The sequence below is a fragment of the Roseovarius sp. MMSF_3350 genome (assembly GCF_030733425.1).
In the GTDB taxonomy this organism is placed as follows: Bacteria; Pseudomonadota; Alphaproteobacteria; order Rhodobacterales; family Rhodobacteraceae; genus Roseovarius.
This window is the reverse complement of the sequence record NZ_JASHIZ010000022.1, coordinates 11,710-29,375: the sequence shown is the minus strand read 5'-3', so window position 1 is coordinate 29,375 and position 17,666 is coordinate 11,710. Positions and strand designations below refer to the sequence as shown.

15 protein-coding genes are annotated in these 17,666 nt (G+C 66.2%); 4 read left to right on the top strand and 11 right to left on the bottom strand.

Annotated features, from left to right (window positions below; all coding sequences use genetic code 11):
- Positions 1-3: 3 nt before the first annotated feature.
- From RBB31_RS17580 to RBB31_RS17570, 3 genes are all read right to left on the bottom strand, one after another.
- A complete protein-coding gene (locus tag RBB31_RS17580; protein WP_306130562.1) occupies positions 4-510 on the bottom strand; it encodes a tripartite tricarboxylate transporter TctB family protein in 507 nt (168 codons plus the stop codon).
- Between the two features lie 77 nt (positions 511-587).
- Positions 588-1,556, bottom strand: coding sequence for a tripartite tricarboxylate transporter substrate binding protein (locus tag RBB31_RS17575; protein WP_306130561.1), 969 nt, complete (start codon positions 1,554-1,556; stop codon positions 588-590).
- Between the two features lie 137 nt (positions 1,557-1,693).
- Positions 1,694-2,884 (bottom strand): alanine--glyoxylate aminotransferase family protein, encoded by a 1,191-nt coding sequence (locus RBB31_RS17570; protein ID WP_306130560.1) that lies wholly within the window; start codon positions 2,882-2,884, stop codon positions 1,694-1,696.
- Positions 2,885-3,006: 122 nt separating this feature from the next.
- Here RBB31_RS17570 and RBB31_RS17565 point away from each other — a divergent pair, with 122 nt between their 5' ends.
- Entirely contained in the window at positions 3,007-5,907 is a 2,901-nt protein-coding gene (locus RBB31_RS17565; RefSeq protein WP_306130559.1) for an FAD-binding and (Fe-S)-binding domain-containing protein, read from the top strand.
- Positions 5,904-6,590: a GntR family transcriptional regulator gene (locus RBB31_RS17560; RefSeq protein WP_306130558.1), complete on the top strand. Its 687-nt coding sequence runs from the start codon at positions 5,904-5,906 to the stop codon at positions 6,588-6,590. Before RBB31_RS17565 ends, RBB31_RS17560 begins: the two co-directional genes overlap by 4 nt.
- Positions 6,591-6,645: 55 nt before the next feature.
- Here RBB31_RS17560 and RBB31_RS17555 read toward each other — a convergent pair whose 3' ends face one another.
- On the bottom strand, positions 6,646-6,918 hold the full coding sequence (locus tag RBB31_RS17555; protein ID WP_306130557.1) for a DUF2312 domain-containing protein: 273 nt from the start codon (positions 6,916-6,918) through the stop codon (positions 6,646-6,648).
- A gap of 146 nt (positions 6,919-7,064) precedes the next feature.
- Between RBB31_RS17555 and RBB31_RS17550 the strand changes: the two genes are divergently transcribed.
- A complete protein-coding gene (locus RBB31_RS17550; protein WP_306130556.1) occupies positions 7,065-7,280 on the top strand; it encodes a hypothetical protein in 216 nt (71 codons plus the stop codon).
- Here the strand turns inward: RBB31_RS17550 and RBB31_RS17545 are convergent.
- From RBB31_RS17545 to RBB31_RS17515, 7 genes are all read right to left on the bottom strand, one after another.
- On the bottom strand, positions 7,273-9,321 hold the full coding sequence (locus RBB31_RS17545) for an enoyl-CoA hydratase/isomerase family protein (RefSeq protein WP_306130555.1): 2,049 nt from the start codon (positions 9,319-9,321) through the stop codon (positions 7,273-7,275). The two genes, RBB31_RS17550 and RBB31_RS17545, sit on opposite strands and share 8 nt — an antisense overlap.
- Before the next feature lie 94 nt (positions 9,322-9,415).
- Positions 9,416-9,625 (bottom strand): hypothetical protein, encoded by a 210-nt coding sequence (locus RBB31_RS17540; protein WP_306130554.1) that lies wholly within the window; start codon positions 9,623-9,625, stop codon positions 9,416-9,418.
- A 292-nt stretch (positions 9,626-9,917) separates the two neighbouring features.
- The gene (locus RBB31_RS17535) at positions 9,918-11,117 is read right to left on the bottom strand and encodes a FliM/FliN family flagellar motor switch protein (protein WP_306130553.1); all 1,200 of its coding nucleotides are present in this window, start codon (positions 11,115-11,117) and stop codon (positions 9,918-9,920) included.
- 140 nt (positions 11,118-11,257) lie between these two features.
- Positions 11,258-13,951 carry a sensor histidine kinase gene (locus tag RBB31_RS17530; protein WP_306130552.1) on the bottom strand — a complete coding sequence of 898 codons (2,694 nt, stop codon included), beginning with the start codon at positions 13,949-13,951 and terminating at the stop codon, positions 11,258-11,260.
- Entirely contained in the window at positions 13,952-14,251 is a 300-nt protein-coding gene (locus RBB31_RS17525; protein ID WP_306130551.1) for a hypothetical protein, read from the bottom strand. It abuts the gene before it with no gap.
- Entirely contained in the window at positions 14,248-14,616 is a 369-nt protein-coding gene (locus tag RBB31_RS17520) for a response regulator transcription factor (RefSeq protein ID WP_057794204.1), read from the bottom strand. Before RBB31_RS17520 ends, RBB31_RS17525 begins: the two co-directional genes overlap by 4 nt.
- Before the next feature lie 83 nt (positions 14,617-14,699).
- Positions 14,700-16,007, bottom strand: coding sequence for a helix-turn-helix domain-containing protein (locus RBB31_RS17515; protein WP_306130550.1), 1,308 nt, complete (start codon positions 16,005-16,007; stop codon positions 14,700-14,702).
- A gap of 216 nt (positions 16,008-16,223) precedes the next feature.
- Here RBB31_RS17515 and RBB31_RS17510 point away from each other — a divergent pair, with 216 nt between their 5' ends.
- Positions 16,224-17,576, top strand: coding sequence for a substrate-binding protein (locus RBB31_RS17510; RefSeq protein ID WP_306130549.1), 1,353 nt, complete (start codon positions 16,224-16,226; stop codon positions 17,574-17,576).
- Positions 17,577-17,666 lie beyond the last annotated feature (90 nt).

Sequence of the window (17,666 nt, the reverse complement as noted above, 5' to 3'; positions counted from 1 at the left end):
GGATCAGTAGAGAAGCAGGCTGAAGTCGTAGAACGGGCCGACACCCCGCGGCAGCGGAAGCGACAGGCCGTAGGAGAACAGCAGCGTCAAAAGAATGGTGAAGACAGGTGCGAAGACGACCTTGATCCAGAACTTTCCACTCGGGATCATCGCCGAGGCGGCCCACAGGAATATCACCGTCGACAGCAGGAACCCCACCTTGCCGAATGCGATGAAATACACCAGCACGAGAAGACCCATTGCCACCATGCGTCCGATTGCGCCCCAATCCGCCGGGTTGACCGAGGTCGAAGCGGGCGCGCGGCGCGCCGCCAGCCAATCACGCAGGCTGCCAAGTGCGACAAGACCAGAGGCGACCGCCATCAGGCCGAAGGTTATCTTGGGCCAGAAATCGGTGTCGATGCCTTCGTAGCGCGGCGAGACGGGAAACCCGTCCGCTATCAGCCAGAACCAGACCGAAATCGCGCATAATCCGAAGGCGAACGAAAATTCTATGACGTTTTTGGACATGTCCGCTCCTGCCGAGACATTCATTGGTCGAGGGGGCGCCAGGCGGCGCCCCCCTTTTTCGGTGGGTAGAGCCGATACTACTCGATATAGCCGAGTTCGCGCAGCACGGTCGTATAGGTCTCGATCTCGCCTTCGATGAAGGTCTGGAATTCATCGGGGCCCAGCAGTTCGGAACGGTATTGAAGTGCGTTCTGCTCTTCGAACTTCTTGTAGCTTTCCGCCGCGACCGCTTCTTCGATATCGGCATAAAGCGCCTCGGCGTTCTCCTCGCTGTCTTCGGCCTGCATGGCAAAGGCACGCCAGCGGCCCAGCGTCACGTCCCAGCCTTTCTCGGTTGCGGTGGGCACATCCTCCAGCACCGGCAGGCGCTCTTCGGAGAACACGACCAGCGGGCGCATGTCTCCCGAATCGTAGAGACCGCGTGCGGGGCCGTATTCCTCGAACATGGCATCAACCTGGCCGCCGAGGGTGTTGGAGACCATCTCGGACGACGAGAACGGCACGGTGACGAATTCAGCGTCGGCTTCCAGACCGAAAAGACCCACGGTGATCTCGTCAAAGCCGGCCGCGCCGGAAAGTGCGATCTTCAGGTCGCCTGGATTGTCCTTGGCATGCTGGACGAACTGGTCGATCGTCTCGAACTCGCTGTCCGCGGGCACCCAGATCAGGGCCTGGTCGTACTGGACGCGGGCCAGCGGTTTGAAATCCGCCATGTCGATACGGCCCTGGACGTGCGCGATGATCTGCGCCGGGCTGATCGCCATCAGCGAGTGACCGTCGGCGGGACGCTGGGTGAAGTTCACGACAGCGGGAATGCCGCCGCCACCCTGGACCGAGATCGACACCATGCTTTCGCCGGTGATCTCCTCGAACGGTTGCGCCACGGCGCGCACGAAACGGTCGGTCCCGCCGCCGGGGCCGTACTGGTGCACGACCTCGACGCTGCGCGACGGGTAGTCGTCCTGCGCCAGCGCCGGGGCCGCGATCATGCTGGATCCGAGCAGGGCCGCGATCGCAGTAGGTTTGATGATTGAATGGAACGTCATTTGGTTCTCCTCCCTTGGGTTCCTCGTTTCACTCCGGATGTCCGAAGCGGTTTGCGTCTTGGTGACTTGCCGGTGTTTCCTTTCAATTGGTCGACAAGTTAAGGCCCGGCGCATCGCAGCGTCGGGCCCAGAGTTCGTCATGCGGCGACCAGCGTGGCCACGTCCGTTTCGTCAAGCACCTGCATCGCTGCGTCAACGCCGCCTTTCTCATGCGGGATGCCCGCCTTTTTCAGGCCCATCTCGACGCCGGACAAGGTGCCCATAAGCATGGCATCGTTGAAATCGCCGAGGTGACCGATGCGGAACACGCGGTCGGCAACCTTCGACAGGCCGTTGCCCAGCGAGATGTCGAAATGCTCCAGCGTTGTGGCGCGGAAGGCGTCGGCACTGTGGCCGTCGGGCACGACCACGGCAGTCAGAACGCCGCTTTCCTGGCCCTGCTGGCGGCACAGCACCTCCAGCCCCCAGGCCCGGACCGCCGCGCGGGTGGCCTGACCGTGGCGCTGGTGCCGGGCGAAGACATTGGGCAACCCTTCCTCGTGCAGCATCGCGATGGCCTCGTTCAGACCGTAAAGCAGGTTGGTACCCGGCGTGTAAGGGAAATAGCCGGTTTGGTTGGGGCCGCGCATATCCTGCCAGTCCCAGTACGACCGGCGCATCCCGCCGCATTCCGAGATCTTCATCGCCTTGGCGCTGACCGCGTTGAACGACAGGCCGGGCGGCAGCATCAGGCCTTTCTGCGAGCCCGACACGGCGACGTCCACGCCCCACTCGTCAAAGCGGAAATCGACCGAGGCGAGGCCGGAAATCGTGTCGACCATCAAAAGCGCGGGGTGGCCGGCCTCGTCGATGGCCCGGCGCACCTCGGCGATGGGGGATACCGAACCGGTCGAGGTCTCGTTATGCACGACGCAGACCGCTTTGATCTCGTGTTTGGTGTCCTCGCGCAGGCGCTGGCCGATGGCCTCGGGGTCGGCGCCGCCGCGCCAGTCGCCCTCGATGAACTCGGCCTCGATGCCAAGGCGCTTGGCCATCTTGTTCCACAGCGTGGCGAAGTGGCCGGTCTCGTACATGACCACGCGGTCGCCTTCGGACAGGACGTTGACGAGCGCGGCTTCCCACGCGCCAGTGCCGGAGGACGGGAAGATGAACACGTCCTGCTCGGTCTTGAAGATCGTCTTCATGCCTTCGAGCGCCTGCAGGCCGACCGTGGCGAAATCCGGTCCGCGGTGGTCCATCACCTGGGCCGAAATGGCGCGCAGAACGCGGTCAGGCACCGCACTGGGCCCGGGAATCTGCAGAAAATGGCGGCCAGCTTTGTGCGTCATGGTGTCTTGTCCTCCTCCCGGATGCGGCCCTGTGTCACCGAACCCGATTGCATTTTTAATTTTGAATTATGTATCACGAAGCTGTATCACGATGTCAACACCGCAGCAGGGAGGAACGGGAAATGCTTGAAGAGGCGCTGAAAAAAGGCTTTCGCGGCGACATCATGTTCGACACCGCGTCACGCGGGCGCTATTCGACCGATGCGTCCTTCTACCAGATCACCCCTAAAGGGGTGGCGGCGCCGACGGGGCGCGAAGACGTGGAGATCGCGCTGGCGGCGGCCGCCGAATCGGGTGTGCCGCTGACGGGCCGGGGGGGCGGCACCTCGCAATGCGGGCAGACGGTCAACTCGGGCCTGATTCTGGACAACGCGCGGTATTTCAACGGTATCATCGAGCTGGACGTGGAGAATCGCCGCGTGGTGGTGGAGCCCGGCATCGTGCTGGACGAATTGAACCGGGCGCTGAAGCCGCACGGGCTTTGGTACCCTGTGGATGTCTCGACCAGTTCGCGCGCGACCATCGGCGGGATGGCGGCGAACAATTCCTGCGGGGGGCGGTCGCTGCGGTATGGCACGATGCGCGACAATGTCCGGTCCATCGACGCGGTGCTGCATGACGGCAGTTTCGCGCATTTCGGCCCCGTCACCCGCGACGGGCTGCGCGGCAACGGCACCTTTGACCGGATCGCGGCGGACATGCTGGATCTGGGCGCGGAGCACACGGCGCTGATCGACGCACGGTTCCCCAAGCTGACGCGGCGGGTGGGGGGCTATAACCTCGATTCGCTGGTGCCCAATGGCGAGGACGTGAACCTGGCGCATCTGCTGGTTGGCTCGGAAGGGACGCTGGCCTATTTCACCGCCATCGAGCTGGACCTGTGGCCGCTGGTGGGCGACAAGGTGCTGGGCATCTGCCACTTCCCCACCTTCTACGAGGCGATGGACGCCACGCAGCACCTGGTCAAGCTGGACCCGTTGTCGGTGGAGCTGGTCGATTCGACGATGATCGGGCTGTCGCGGCAGATCCCGATGTTCCGCCCGACGATCGAGCAGGCGGTGCGCGGAGAGCCTGCCGCGCTCTTGCTGGTGGAATTCGACGAAGGCAGCGCGGAGGGCAATGCCGCCAAGCTGAAGGCGCTGCACGAGACGATGGGCGACCTTGGATTCGCCTGGTCCAATGAGGGCAAGGGCTGGGGTGGAGTCGTGGACGTGACCGACCCTCGCCTGCAGGCGCAGGTGACAGAGGTGCGCAAGTCGGGCCTCAACATCATGATGTCGATGAAGCAGGAGGGCAAACCCGTCTCCTTCGTCGAGGATTGCGCGGTCGAGTTGAAGGACCTCGCGGACTACACGGCCGGCCTGACCGAGATCTTCGAGAAGAACGGCACGCAGGGGACGTGGTACGCCCACGCGTCGGTCGGGTGTCTGCATGTGCGGCCAGTCTTGAACCTGAAGCTGGACGAGGACGTCAAGAAGATGCGGTCGATCGCCGAGGAGGCATTCGACCTGGTGGCGCACTACAAGGGCTCGCATTCGGGCGAACACGGCGACGGGATCGTGCGGTCGGAGTTTCACGAAAAGATGTTCGGGCCCGAGATCACCACACAATTCCTGCGGGTGAAGGACCAGTTCGACCCCGACCGGAGGTTCAACCCCAACAAGATCGTCGAAGCGCCGAAGATGGATGACCGGTCGCTGTTCCGCTACACGCCGGACTACGAGGTGAAGCCGCTGAAGACCGCCTTTGACTGGTCGGCCTATCCCGGCGCGGGCGGCGGTTTTCAGGGTGCGGTCGAGATGTGCAACAACAACGGGGCCTGCCGCAAGCTGGCGGGCGGGGCGATGTGCCCGTCCTACCGCGCGACCCGCAATGAGCGCGACGTGACGCGAGGCCGGGCCAACACGCTACGGCTGGCGCTGTCGGGGCAGTTGGGGCCGGATGCGCTGACCTCGGACGCGATGGCCGAGACGCTGAAATTCTGCGTGTCGTGCAAGGCGTGCAAGCGCGAATGCCCCACGGGCGTCGACATGGCCAAGATGAAGGCCGAGGTGACGGCGGCCCGGGTCGAGAAACACGGGCTGGGCCTGCACGAGCGGCTGGTGGGCTACATGCCGGATTACGCGCCCTACGCCGCGAAGGTGCCGTGGCTGATCAACATGCGAAACAGCATCCCGCTGCTGGCCCGCCTGATGGAAAAGCCCACCGGCTTTGCCGCTTCGCGGAAGCTGCCGCATTGGTCGTCGAAACCCTTCCGCGACAGCGAGGCGCAGGACGAGAACCCGGATGTCATCCTCTTTGCCGACATCTTCAACCGGTATTTCGAGCCCGAGAACCTGCGCGCCGCCCTGCGGGTCTTGCGCGCCGGGGGCAAGCGCGTGGCGGTGGCGACAGATGGGCGGTCCAAGCCATTGGACAGCGGCCGGACCTACCTGTCGACCGGCCTGATGGACAAGGCGCGCAAGACCGGCCAGCGCCTGCTGGATGCGCTGGCGCCGCACGCCGAGAAAGGCCTGCCCATCGTCGGGCTTGAGCCGTCCTGCCTGCTGACCCTGCGCGACGAGATTCCGGCGCTCCTGCCCGGTGCGCAGGCAGATACCGTCGCGGACCGGGCCAGAATGCTGGAGGAATACATCGCCGAAGCCACCGAGGCCGGCACCCTGACCTTGCCGCTCAAATCGCTGGGCAAGCCGCTGAAGCTGCATGGCCACTGTCATCAAAAAGCCCACGATGTCATGCCTGCCGTCCAGAAAACGCTGGCGCTATTGCCTGAAACCGATGTCGACATTATAGAATCCAGCTGCTGCGGCATGGCCGGTTCCTTCGGCTATGGCGTGGAAACGGAAGAGGTGTCGCGCAAGATGGGAGAGATCAGTCTCTTCCCCGCGATACGCGAGGCGGGGGATGCGATCATTCTGGCCGACGGCACGTCCTGCCGTCACCAGATCTCCGACGGAACGCGGCGCGAGGCGCTGCACGTGGCGCGGGTACTGGACATGGCCCTGGAGGAGCGGCGAACATGAACGTGCAGAACAAGGGCGTTCAGACATTGCGGCGGACATCGCTGCACCAGGAACTGGCCGACGGCGTGCGCGAGTTGATCGTCAGCGGCCAGCTGGCGCCCGGCACGAAGGTCCCCGAGCGTGAACTCTGCGAGATGTTTGGCGTGTCGCGCACCCCTCTACGCGAGGCGCTCAAGGTGCTCGCCTTCGACCGCCTCGTCGTGCTGGAACCCAACCGCGGCGCCTGGGTCAGCCAGATCACCCTTGGCGATCTCGAGGAGGTTTTCCCGGTGATGGGCGCGCTCGAGGCGCTGTCCGGCGAACTGGCCTGCGAACGCATCACCGACGAGGAGCTCCGCGAGATCCGCAAGCTTCACGATCAGATGGTCGGCCATTTCGAGGCGCGGCGGCTGGCCGAGTATTTCGACCTCAACCAGCAGATCCACGAAGCCATCCTGGCCGCCGCCCGCAACGAGACGCTGACGGTGCAGTACCGCTCGCTGGCCACCCAGGTCCGGCGCGCGCGGTTCGTCGCCAACATGACCGAGGCGCGCTGGAAGAAAGCCACCGAAGAGCATGAGGTGATCATGGCCTGCCTCGAAGCCCGCGACGGCGACGGGCTGGCATCGATCCTGCGCAAACACCTTCAGAACAAGCTTGAAACCGTGCGGGACTGGCTGATCGCCAACGGCGCGACAAAATAGTTGTGCCAACCGCCGCCTGATCGCACCATCGCTTCCGGCGGCGCCTGCCTATATTTCACGCCATTCCAAGGGCTTCCTTGTACATCTCCAGAACCGCCTCTTCCTCGGCGATATCGTCCTTGTCGCGCTTGCGCAGCGCGATGACCTTGCGCATCACCTTGGTGTCGTAGCCGCGCGCCTTGGCCTCGGCCATCACCTCTTTCTGCTGCTCGGCAATGTCCTTTTTTTCCTGCTCCAGCCGCTCGAACCGTTCGATGAACTGGCGCAGCTCGTCGGCGGTCACGCGATAGCTGCTGTCGGGGCCGGGTTGCGGGGTCTGGTCATCCATGAAGGCTCTCCAAGGTCAGGGCTGGACCCCTTGACTACAAGCGCGCCAGCCCCCCCGCAAGCCCGTTTTCGCGCCCTGCCGCTTGCGATGCGCGGCGCGATGCGCTACCCGCAGCCGCACCGATAAAGGTCGATTGGAGGCGTCTGATGGAAATCCTGATCTGGCTCGGAGCGGCGGTCACGCTTGCCGGTCTCGCTCTGCTCGTCTGGTGCATCTTGCGCGTCATCCGCGCCCGGCGCGCCGGCCTTTCCGACGACGACCTGCGCGCCACGTTGCAAAGGATCCTGCCGGTCAATACCGGCGCACTCTTCCTGTCGGTGATCGGCCTGATGCTGGTGGTGCTGGGCATCGTGCTCAGCTGACAGCACCGCCAAAAAACCGCCGGCCGAACTTGACCATCTCTTCCAGCAACGCGGGCGGCGTCCACAGGTCCTGCCCCAACGGCGCCAGCACCTTCATCGCCCGCACCAGGCCCAGCAGACCACCCCTATCGGCCCCGAAATCGGCCCACAGCAGCGGCCCGCCGCGCGCAGGGTCAAAGCCGTAGCCCCGCACCATGCACAGGTCCATGTCCGAGGCCCGCGCCACTGTGCCCTCGCCAAGCATCCGTCCGGCCTCGGCCACCAGCGCCGCGTGCAGCGCCCGCTCCAACGTCACATCGGGCACCTCGGGCAGGTCGCGTTGACCCTCGCGCCATGCGTCCATCCAGCCCGCCAGTCCCGGATCGGGCGCCAGCGCCTGTCCATGCGACGCGTAAAATCCCTGTCCCGGCGTCTTGCCGGCGGCCACCGCATCGGCCCGCGCGTCCAGCAGCGCCAGTTCCGGCACGCTGCCGAAGACCCGCCGCAGACGCGCCACCGTCACGCCGATCCCGTCCGTCTCGATCAGTTCCAGCGGCCCGCGGGCAAAACCCAGTCGCCGCGCCGCATCCTCGACCGCCTGCGCGCCGGCCCCGGCCCGCATCAGCGCCAGCGCGGCCCGTTGCACCGCCCCCATCAGGCGATGCCCGATCATGCCGGGCCGGTCGGCACTGCGCAACACGACGCGCCCGGACCCCGCGAAATACCGCATCACGGTCATCACGGCATCGGGTGCCGCACCTTCGGGGACGGCCAACTCGACCAGCGACAACACATGCGCCGGGCGATAGGCCCGCAGCGCCAGAACCTCGACCGCCTCGCCCAGCTGCGCACGCCGCGCAGACGCGCCGTCGCGCCCCGACACCAGGCACCAGACCGTGCCTTTGCGCACCGCCGCCGCGCCGGGATCGCCGCCGCCACCGTCCAGCACAAGGTCGGCAGCCATCAGCACCACCGGATCGCTGCCATGGCTCAGCCGGGCCAGCCGCGAGTCGCGCTCGTCCGGCGTCATCCGCTTGCGCGCCACCGCCCCTTCGTAGACCGCGCGCGCCCGGGCCGCCAACGCGGCACCCGCGGGACCGGGTGACAGCACCGCCACCCGCTGACCGCGATCGAGGCAATAAACCGCCAGTTCCGCCAGCACCGGGTCCGAGCCTGTCAGCACCACGGTACCGATCTCGCGCGCCCTGCCCTCCTGCGCCTCGGGCCAGGCCAGTGCCCGGCGCTCTGCGGCGTAAAGATGTCGCGACGCGCGGGCCTCGGGCCGCACCAGACAGGCCTCGAACGCCGCTTCCTCAAAGCGCAGCCCCTGTTCATAGGGCAACAGCTGCGCCGCCTCGACGCAGCGCAGAATGTCGCCCTCGGCCGTGTCGGCGGAGCGCAACCGGGCGGCCACCTCCGCGACCGCGCCACGATACGCGGCCGGGTCGGAAAACCCGCGGTCGATCTGGCTGGTCCGTGGAAAATCCGGCGCCTGGGCAAACCTTCGGGCCGTGGCCAGCGCTGTGGCCAGCGGCGGTTCTTCGGTGACGGCGGCGAACAGCTTGGCAAGGCGCGGCTCGCTCGCATCGAGCGGCCGTCCCGACAAAAGGATCTCAAGGGCCGCCTGCGCCCCCAGAAGCCGCGGCAGGCGCTGCGTGCTGCCGCCGCTCGGCATCAGCCCCAGGCTGACCTCGGGCAGCGCCACGCGGCAGGTTTTGTGCGCCACCCGCGCATGTGCCGCCAGCGCCAGCTCGAAGCCTGCGCCCAACGCCGCGCCTTCCAGCGCGGCCACCACAGGCTTGGGGTGGGTTTCGATGCTGCGGGTCAGTGCCCCGATCCACGGCTCGGCCAACTCTCCGTCGAATTCCGACAGGTCGACGCCGGAACAGAAAGTGCCCCCGGCCCCGGTCAGCACCACGGCGCGTGCGGTATCATCTTCCGCGGCCCGCTCCAGCGCTGCGGCCAGGTCGCGCCGCATTCCGGGCGACAACGCGTTCGCCTCGCCCCGCGCGAGACGCAGGACGGCCACGCCGTCTGTCAGCTCGTAAATGACTTCGGACACTGCTCTTTTGCGCCCCGGCATACCTAAAATCACAGGCGGATTAGACCCTTACCACGGGCCCTTGCGCAAATGTTTTGAGCGGCCGCGGCAGCGATCAGACCGGCATATTCTCGAACTGTGCCTCGATCGCCTCATCCAGAAGCGTCTCGTTCAGGCGCTGCAGTTGCGACGGCACCGGCTCGCCGGCATGACGCATCTGGCCCAAAAGCCCCGCCAGCCGCGGTTGAAGCCGATAGCGTTCGGCCTCTTCCAGGTCTAGGATTTGTCGGTGCAACTGTTTGATTTCCTGTGTCAAACTTGTCATGGCATCTCCTCCCAGGGGGCGACCTGCCGCGTCCGGTCGAAATGACCGCAGGGCCCGCGCTACAACCATAGCATGAGACAGCACAAAAACAGAAGCATTGCGCCCCGTAAAAGACGCTTTTCGCGGCTTTCCGCTCGAATTGCGCGGCTTTTGGGCAAACCCGCGCAAAACGGCGTCACCGGGCGTGTGCAAGACCGCCGTCGCGACATCCGGCACAATGGTCGAAACACCAATTCAAATGCCGCACCGCACGCCGCTGCCTCCCCGGGTGCAAAACCCCCTTGAGCACCAGCTAGCCAAGGCTCGGGCCGCCGGGCATGGGTAACTCGTCATCCGCACCCTCGGCCTCGAACCGGGCGGCGGCACGCGCCAGTTCCTCTTCCACCAGCGTGTCCAGGCCCTCCTCCCCGTCACCGTCGCTTGACGGCAGATCCGGCAGGCCCGCGCCCGCCATGTCCAGATCCGGCAGGCCCGGCACATCGCCCGCCCCCTCGGGCGGCGACAAATCAGGAAGGTCGCCGACATCGTCGATCTCGTCCAGCGCGGGCAAGTCCGGCCCCGCGGCGCCCCGCGCCTCGGAGGCATGGCCCCGCGCCCCATCTGCCACCGCGTCTTCCGCTTCGCTTTTCAGAACCATGCGCACCGCGCGGAACCCGTTCAACTGTCCCAGCCTGGCCGGGGCCACCTTGTGCCCCTTGGCACCGATCACCCGCGCCTCGGTCACCGTTTCGCGCGAGAGTTTCAGGACCGTACCCGGCACCCAGCGGCAGATATCGCGAAGTGGCAGGCGGATGGGCGCCAGCACCGCGTCCAGCATCACCGGCGCGTTCATCGCGTTCTCTTCCAGCTTGCGGGCCAGCGTGTTGCCGTCCGACGCTTCGACCTCCGGCGCGGGCGGCGGCTCGGGCAGGATCAGCTCCATCATGCCGGTCTTGGCACCGGGACCGAAATCCACGCTCAGCCGGTAAAGGTCGTAATCCGGCGCCCAAAGCGCCAGTGCCAGCGCCCGCCCGTTCTCTACCCGGTCGCCGAACCGGAAGCGGGCCGCGTCCGCCATCCGGTCGCAAGCGTTAACCTGCTCGGCATAACTGTCCAACACCGCATCCATCAACGGCTGCACGATTGCTCCGTCAGTCGGCGTGAAGGGGCGCGGTTTCGCGTCGCCCTGCCGCACCTCGCCCATAAGCTGCACCTCGATCAGAGCCATCACGAACTGCAGGTCCAGCTTGATCGCGCCCGGCGGCCCGTCCAGCCCGTCCAGCAGGATCAGCAGGCCATCCTCGCCCGCCAGCGCCTCGATGCCGGTCAGGGTAACGCTTTCATGTTCGACCATGCGCACGACCAACGGCAATTCGAACTGCGCCGCCGCCGCCTTGGCCAGCGCCAGGCGCAGCGCCTTAGAGGGCGACATCTCACGCGCGTCGAACTCGTCGCGCGCCACTTTGGCCTTGCGATGGATGACAGATGCACTGCTGGCGGGCTCTGCGCTCATGACCTTTTTCTGCCCCTCCTGCTATGGCGGTCGCCGGGTTCGACGCGGCGCACCGGGACGCCCGCCCGCCGGGCCGATCCGGACCGGGCGATTTTGCGGCAGTTAACCGCAAGAAGGTTACGATAGGATTTATGCCCGCTCTACTGCGCCGCCTCGACAGCCGCGCCCTGCACCGCCGGCAGATAGACCCGGAACGCCCCGCCCGCCTGCCCCGGCAGATATTCGATCCCGCCGCCCAGCCGGGCCATGATCTCGCGGCAGATGGCCAACCCCAGCCCCGCGCCACCGGCCTTGTTTTCGCTCACCCGCGAGAATTTCTCGAACACCGTGCCCTGTTGGCCGGCCGGAATCCCGTTGCCGTTGTCGATGAAATCCACCTGAAGCATCCCGTCACGCTCGGCCACACGAATATCCAGACGCGGCTCGGCGGCATCGCAATACTTGCGCGCGTTCGACATCAGGTTGATGAACACCTGCGCCAGCCGGTCGGTGTCTGTATGCAGACGGATCTGGTCGGCGCGCGCGTCACGGCGGACCGCCATTTCCCCCTCCGACAGCCCTGCCGCCACCTCGGCCCGGTCCAGGAGCGGCCCCAGCGTTCCTTCCTGTAGGTTCAGCACGATCTGCGCGTTCTCCAGCACACTGAGATCCAGAAGATCGTCCAGAAGCCGGGTCAGGCGCACCGCCTCGTCATGGATGATCGACGCATAGCGGCTCTGCTCGTCGGGGCGGATCCCGGCACCGTCGCGCAGGATTTCCGAGAACGCCCGGATCGACGTCATCGGCGTGCGCAACTCGTGGCTGATCTGGCTCAGGAAGGCGTCCTTCTGCACCGAGATCTGGGTCAGCTTTTCGTTCGCCTGCCGCAGTTGCCGTGCGGTCCGCGCCTGCTCCTCGGTCTTCATTTCCAGCTGGCTGGAATATTCCATGATCTGCGCGGTCTCGTCGGCCACCGCCATCAGGTCCTGCACCGACACGCTGGCGCCGCCCACGATCTGGCTGATCATCGCATGTGCCGTCGCCGCCCCGACCGAGCCCGCCAGCGACCGTTCCAGCCGGCCCAGGAAATCGGGCGTGGGTTCCGGCAGATAGCCGCTGACGCCCTGTTCGCGTGCCGCCTCGGCAAAAAGCGCCTGCGCCTCCTGCGCGCCCATGATCCGCTGTGCCATGATCATCAGGTCCTCGCTCTGCGCCAGCCCGCCGGTCCAGCCGCCCGATGGCGTCGAATGGTCGAACACGTTGACGAACTGCGCGCCCTGCAAGCGCTCCACCGGCTGCGGGAAGCTGACCAGCGACACCACCGCGAACACCACGATGTTGAGCGACAGGCTCCACATGAAGGCATGGATGACCGGGTCCATGCCCTGCGCCCCGAACAGCGCCTGGGGCCGCAGCCAGGACAGGCCCATCAGACCGTTCTCCAGCACCCCTTGCGGCATCACCGCCGAGGCGCCGAAGCTGGGCAGGAACAGGCTGTACATCCAGACGGCAAAGCCCACGGCAAGCCCTGCCAGCGCCCCGCGCCGGTTGGCCCCGCGCCAGAACAGCCCGCCCAGAAGCGCCGGCAGGAACTGCGCCACGCCGACAAAGGAAATCAGTCCGATCGCCGCCAGGGCCGCGCCACCGCCCGAGACGCGGAAATAAAGGTATCCCAGGAACAGGATCACCATGATCGACAATCGCCGCGCCCGGATCGCCACCGTCCGCACGTCGCCGGAGATTACGGCGCTGCCCCCGGTCATCCACAGCCACACGGGCATCACCACGTGGTTCGACACCATCGTCGACAGCGCGATGGCCGCCACGATCACCATCGAGGTGGCGCTGCTGAACCCGCCCAGGAACGACAGGACCGCCAACCCCTCCTGCCCGTTCACCAGCGGCAGCGTCAGCACGAAGAGATCCGGGTTGGCGCCCGCGGGGCTGAGGTCGAGGCCCACCGCCGCGATCGGCACCACGAACAGGCTCATCAGCATCACATAGGTCGGAAACGCCCATGAGGCGGTGCGCAGATGCGCCTCGTCCTCGTTTTCCACCACCATCACCTGGAACATCCGCGGCAAGCACATGAAGGCCGCCGCCGACAACAGCGTCAGGCCCACCCAGCGGCTGCCCGGCACCTCCCACCGCGCGATGGCGCTTTCGTCGATCCGCGACAGGGTCTCCTCGACGCCGCCCGCCAGGCCCCAGACCACGAAGATTCCGACGGCCAACAAGGCGCAGAGCTTCACCACCGCCTCCAGCGCGATGGCCATAACCAGGCCATGATGCCGCTCATTGGCGTCAAGGTTCCGGGTGCCGAACAGGATCGTGAACACCATCAGGCCGAAGGCCACCCACAGCGCCACGCCGGTCTCGCTGATCTCTCCGGTATGGGTGGGGTCGACGGCGGCGAAGGCGGCAAAGGAAATCGTTACCGACTGAAGTTGCAGCGCGATATAGGGCGTCGAGCCGATCACCGCCAGGATCGTGACGAAGACCGCCAGCGCGTTCGACTTGCCGAAGCGGCTGGAAATCAGGTCGGCGATCGAGGTGATGCGCTGGCTGCGCCCCACCCGCACCATCTTGCGCAGGGTCCACCACCAGCCGATCATCACCAATGTCGGGCCCAGGTAGATCGTCAGGTACTCAAGCCCCGACCGCGCCGCAAAGCCGACCGCGCCATAGAATGTCCAGGCCGTGCAGTAGATCGACAGCGACAGCGTGTAGACGATGGGCGAACGCAACCACGTGCCTCGTCCCCGCGCCGCCGCCCGGTCCGCCGCGAAGGCCACGCCGAACAGCAGCGCCACGTAAAGAAGACTGACAAGGACAATGGCGTTGAGCGCGCCCATTCATCCCTCCCGGGAGACACGCACCTGCTCGTCCGCATCGCCTTTCGCACCGGCCGGGTCAGCCGTCTCCGGCCCCGACAACCGCCGCGACACGATCCAGCCCAGCCCGATCAGCGCGCTCCAGCTGAGAAAGATGTAGAACATCACCACGACCGTGCGCGCACCCTCACCGGACTTCCACAGAAGCGGCAGCACGAACATTCCCGCGCCCAGCACCGGCAGCAGCCGCGCGGCATCCATCAACCGGCGCTGGAAATACGCCCGCCGCGCCAGAAATACATGCCCCCGCTCGGGGCTCATGACGGCACCAGCGCCCGCACGGCGTCCAGCACCTCGGCATTGGAAAACGGCTTGGTCATGTAGCGATTGGCCCCGGCCCGCTCGGCCATCTCGAGGTCCTTGGCCTGGCCCCGCGCCGAGAGCATCAGCACGGGCAGGCTTGCAAACTGCGCCTCGGCCCGGATCTCGGACAGGATGTCGAACCCGCTCTTGCCCGGCAGCATCACGTCCAGGATCACCACGTCCGGTTCGCGCGCGCGAACCGCCTCCATCGCGTTCTGGCCGTTGGCGTGGGTCTTCACCTCCCATCCGTCACGGGACAGGATAAAGCTCACCGCCTCGATGATATTCTGTTCATCCTCGATCAGAAGTACGGTCTTCCCCATCTAACCGGCCTCCCCTCCGATCAAAGTCCTCTCCCGTCCGATGACTATTGCGAAACTCGTCGGCCCTGTCAAAAGAACATCGCTCATAACCGGTCCCGCAGGACCGATCCCTCGCGCCGCGCAAGGCAGCCCTCGATCGGACAGATCCGGCAGGTCACTCCCACGGGCCGGCCTTGCTCGCGCTCAGGCCCGCGCCGTTCGGGCAACAACAGCATGTAGGCCCGCGTCAGCGGCGGGTGGTCGAACCCCGCCGGCACCGTCTCCTCGGCAACCGCCAGCGCCCGCACCCGCAAATCGCCCTGAACCAAAACGGCCTGCACCGGGCGCGCCGGCTGGCCCAGTACCTCGTAAAGTGGCCACATGGCACAGCCCGCCCCGCTGCGCGGCGTGGCGAACCCCATGACCGTCTTGCGCAGGATCAGCGCCCCGGCACCGTCCACGACGATCAATCCAACCGGCCCCACCATCTCTTCGGGTAGCATCGCCAGGCGCCGGAACACCTGCGCCAGCGATCTGCCGGTGGCGCGCGCGATGGCGTCGGGCGCCGGGCCATGTGCTGCCAGCTGCGCCTCCATCTCGTCGCGCGGCAGCGCCCGCGCATCCTCAAGCACCTGTGTCAGCGCCACCCGGGCCAACGCCCGCGCCGCCCGGTGCTCGATCTCCGCCACCAACGGCTCTACCCGCGCGACCGCACCCCAGCCTTCCAGCTGCGGAAAATGAAATCCGTGGCGCTCCAGGAAGGCATGCATCTCGTCCTGCGGCGAGGTCACCTCCGCGCCGGCCTCGGGCGCGGCCTCGAGGTAACGCATCAGCGCCTCGGCTCCTTCGGCCAGCCGGGCGCCATCCTCGTTGATGTTGCGGTGAAAGCGCATCTGCCATTCGGGCTCCAGCTCCCGCGTCTCGGCCAGGATCGACGCGGTCGACCGGATCGACGTCACGGTGGAAATCACCTCGTGCAGCGTCGCCGACAGTTCCGGGTCGTGCGCCAGTCGCTCGCTCAATGCCTTCACCGTGCGTTCCAGCGCGTCGCGCTGCCGGCCCAGGTCGGCCAGCCGCCCGGCCCAACCGGGAAAGCGCCCCACGAACTCCTCGACCCGGTCGAGTTCGGGCGCGACCTCGGCATACGCCCCGCCCGTCTTGGTCTCGCCCGCCGCCTCCTGCAAGGCCGCCAGAAGCTGCGACTGCACGCCCTCGGTCAACGTCGCCGGCTCCACGCCCAGGGCCTCGGCGATCTGCAACAGGGTGCGCCCGCCGATTCGACGCCGGTTATGCTCGATCAGGTTGAGGTAGCTGGGCGATATGCCCGCAGCCGCCGCCAGCTCGGCCTGCTTCAGGCCGGCCACCAGCCGCCGCTGGCGAATGCGCGTGCCTGCCATTCCGGTCTCGCTCATGCCGATAGTCCCTTTCCACTCAGGCCTTCGCCACCTTTAGAAAACAAATTTACAGATTTCTGCGCTGCATTGAAGATTTTATTTACAAAAAAGGCGTTTGCCACAAGGCGCTTGTTGAACGGTTTTCAGTGGCGCCCAATAATGCCGACAGCACATTTGTGCGTGCGGCCCGGCTTGAGGAGGCCCGGCCGCAGAAACACTCAAGGGAGGGATTCAATGTCCAAAACTGACCTCACGCGTCGTGGCCTTCTGAAGACCAGCGCCATCGCGGGCGCCGGCGTCGCACTGCCGACCATCTTCACGGCAAGCTCCGCCGCAGCGTTCACCAACGAACCCACCGGCGACACCGTCACGCTGGGCTTCAACGTGCCGCAGACCGGCCCCTACGCCGATGAGGGCGCGGACGAACTGCGCGCCTACGAACTGGCGGTCGAGCACCTGAACGGTGGCGGCGACGGCGGCATGATGAACACCTTCTCGTCCAACGCCCTGCAAGGCAACGGCATCATGGGCAAGAAAGTCGAATACGTCACCGGCGACACGCAAACCAAGGCCGACGCGGCCCGCGCCTCGGCCAAGTCGATGATCGAGAAAGACGGCGCGGTGATGATCACCGGCGGCTCGTCCTCGGGCGTGGCCGTGGCCGTGCAGGCGCTCTGCCAGGAGGCCGGCGTCATCTTCATGGCCGGTCTGACCCACTCCAACGACACCACCGGCAAGGACCGCAAGGCCAACGGCTTCCGCCACTTCTTCAACTCCTACATGTCGGGCGCGGCGCTTGCGCCGGTGCTGGCCAACGCCTACGGCACCGACCGCAAGGCCTATCACCTGACCGCAGACTACAACTGGGGCTACACCACCGAGGAAGCCGTGCGCGCCTCGACCGAGGCCATGGGCTGGGAAACCGTCGCCGCCGTGAAAACGCCGCTGACGCAGACCGACTTCTCGTCCTACATCGCGCCCGTGCTGCAATCGGGTGCCGACACGCTGGTCCTCAACCACTACGGCGGCAACATGGTCAACTCGCTGACCAACGCCGTGCAGTTCGGCCTGCGCGACAAGCAGGTCAACGGCAAGGACTTCCAGATCGTGGTTCCGCTCTACAGCCGCCTGATGGCCAAAGGTGCCGGCGAGAACGTCAAGGGCATCTTCGGCTCCACCAACTGGCACTGGTCGCTGCAGGACGAAGGCTCCAAGGCATTCGTCAAGTCCTTCGGCACCAAGTACGGCTTCCCGCCGTCCCAGGCTGCACACACCTGCTACGTTCAGGCGATGCTCTACGCCGACGCCGTGGAACGCGCCGGGTCGTTCAACCCCTGCGCAGTGGTCGAAGCGCTCGAAGGCTTCGAGTTCGACGGCATGGGCAACGGTCCGACGCTCTACCGCGCCGAGGATCACCAGTGCTTCAAGGACGTGCTGGTCGTGAAAGGGAAAGAGAATCCCGAAAGCGAGTTCGACCTGCTCGAGATCGTCGAGGTGACCCCGGTCGACCAGGTGACCTATGCCCCCGATCACCCGCAGATGGGTGGCGCGGACGCGACCCTGGGCGAGTGCAACGACGGCGCCTGATCATACGGGCCTGACCTGACAGAAACCGACGCGGGCGCCCCGGCTGCGCCCGCGTCCACCACCAAGCCGGACCACGCGCCCCGCGCGCGT

Bases quoted from the DNA above. Each gene is read 5' to 3' on its own strand.
- RBB31_RS17580 (WP_306130562.1), bottom strand. From the start codon at position 510: ATGTCCAAAAACGTCATAGAATTTTCGTTCGCCTTCGGATTATGCGCG.
- RBB31_RS17575 (WP_306130561.1), bottom strand. From the start codon at position 1,556: ATGACGTTCCATTCAATCATCAAACCTACTGCGATCGCGGCCCTGCTC.
- RBB31_RS17570 (WP_306130560.1), bottom strand. From the start codon at position 2,884: ATGACGCACAAAGCTGGCCGCCATTTTCTGCAGATTCCCGGGCCCAGT.
- RBB31_RS17565 (WP_306130559.1), top strand. From the start codon at position 3,007: ATGCTTGAAGAGGCGCTGAAAAAAGGCTTTCGCGGCGACATCATGTTC.
- RBB31_RS17560 (WP_306130558.1), top strand. From the start codon at position 5,904: ATGAACGTGCAGAACAAGGGCGTTCAGACATTGCGGCGGACATCGCTG.
- RBB31_RS17555 (WP_306130557.1), bottom strand. From the start codon at position 6,918: ATGGATGACCAGACCCCGCAACCCGGCCCCGACAGCAGCTATCGCGTG.
- RBB31_RS17550 (WP_306130556.1), top strand. From the start codon at position 7,065: ATGGAAATCCTGATCTGGCTCGGAGCGGCGGTCACGCTTGCCGGTCTC.
- RBB31_RS17540 (WP_306130554.1), bottom strand. From the start codon at position 9,625: ATGACAAGTTTGACACAGGAAATCAAACAGTTGCACCGACAAATCCTA.
- RBB31_RS17535 (WP_306130553.1), bottom strand. From the start codon at position 11,117: ATGAGCGCAGAGCCCGCCAGCAGTGCATCTGTCATCCATCGCAAGGCC.
- RBB31_RS17530 (WP_306130552.1), bottom strand. From the start codon at position 13,951: ATGGGCGCGCTCAACGCCATTGTCCTTGTCAGTCTTCTTTACGTGGCG.
- RBB31_RS17525 (WP_306130551.1), bottom strand. From the start codon at position 14,251: ATGAGCCCCGAGCGGGGGCATGTATTTCTGGCGCGGCGGGCGTATTTC.
- RBB31_RS17520 (WP_057794204.1), bottom strand. From the start codon at position 14,616: ATGGGGAAGACCGTACTTCTGATCGAGGATGAACAGAATATCATCGAG.
- RBB31_RS17515 (WP_306130550.1), bottom strand. From the start codon at position 16,007: ATGAGCGAGACCGGAATGGCAGGCACGCGCATTCGCCAGCGGCGGCTG.
- RBB31_RS17510 (WP_306130549.1), top strand. From the start codon at position 16,224: ATGTCCAAAACTGACCTCACGCGTCGTGGCCTTCTGAAGACCAGCGCC.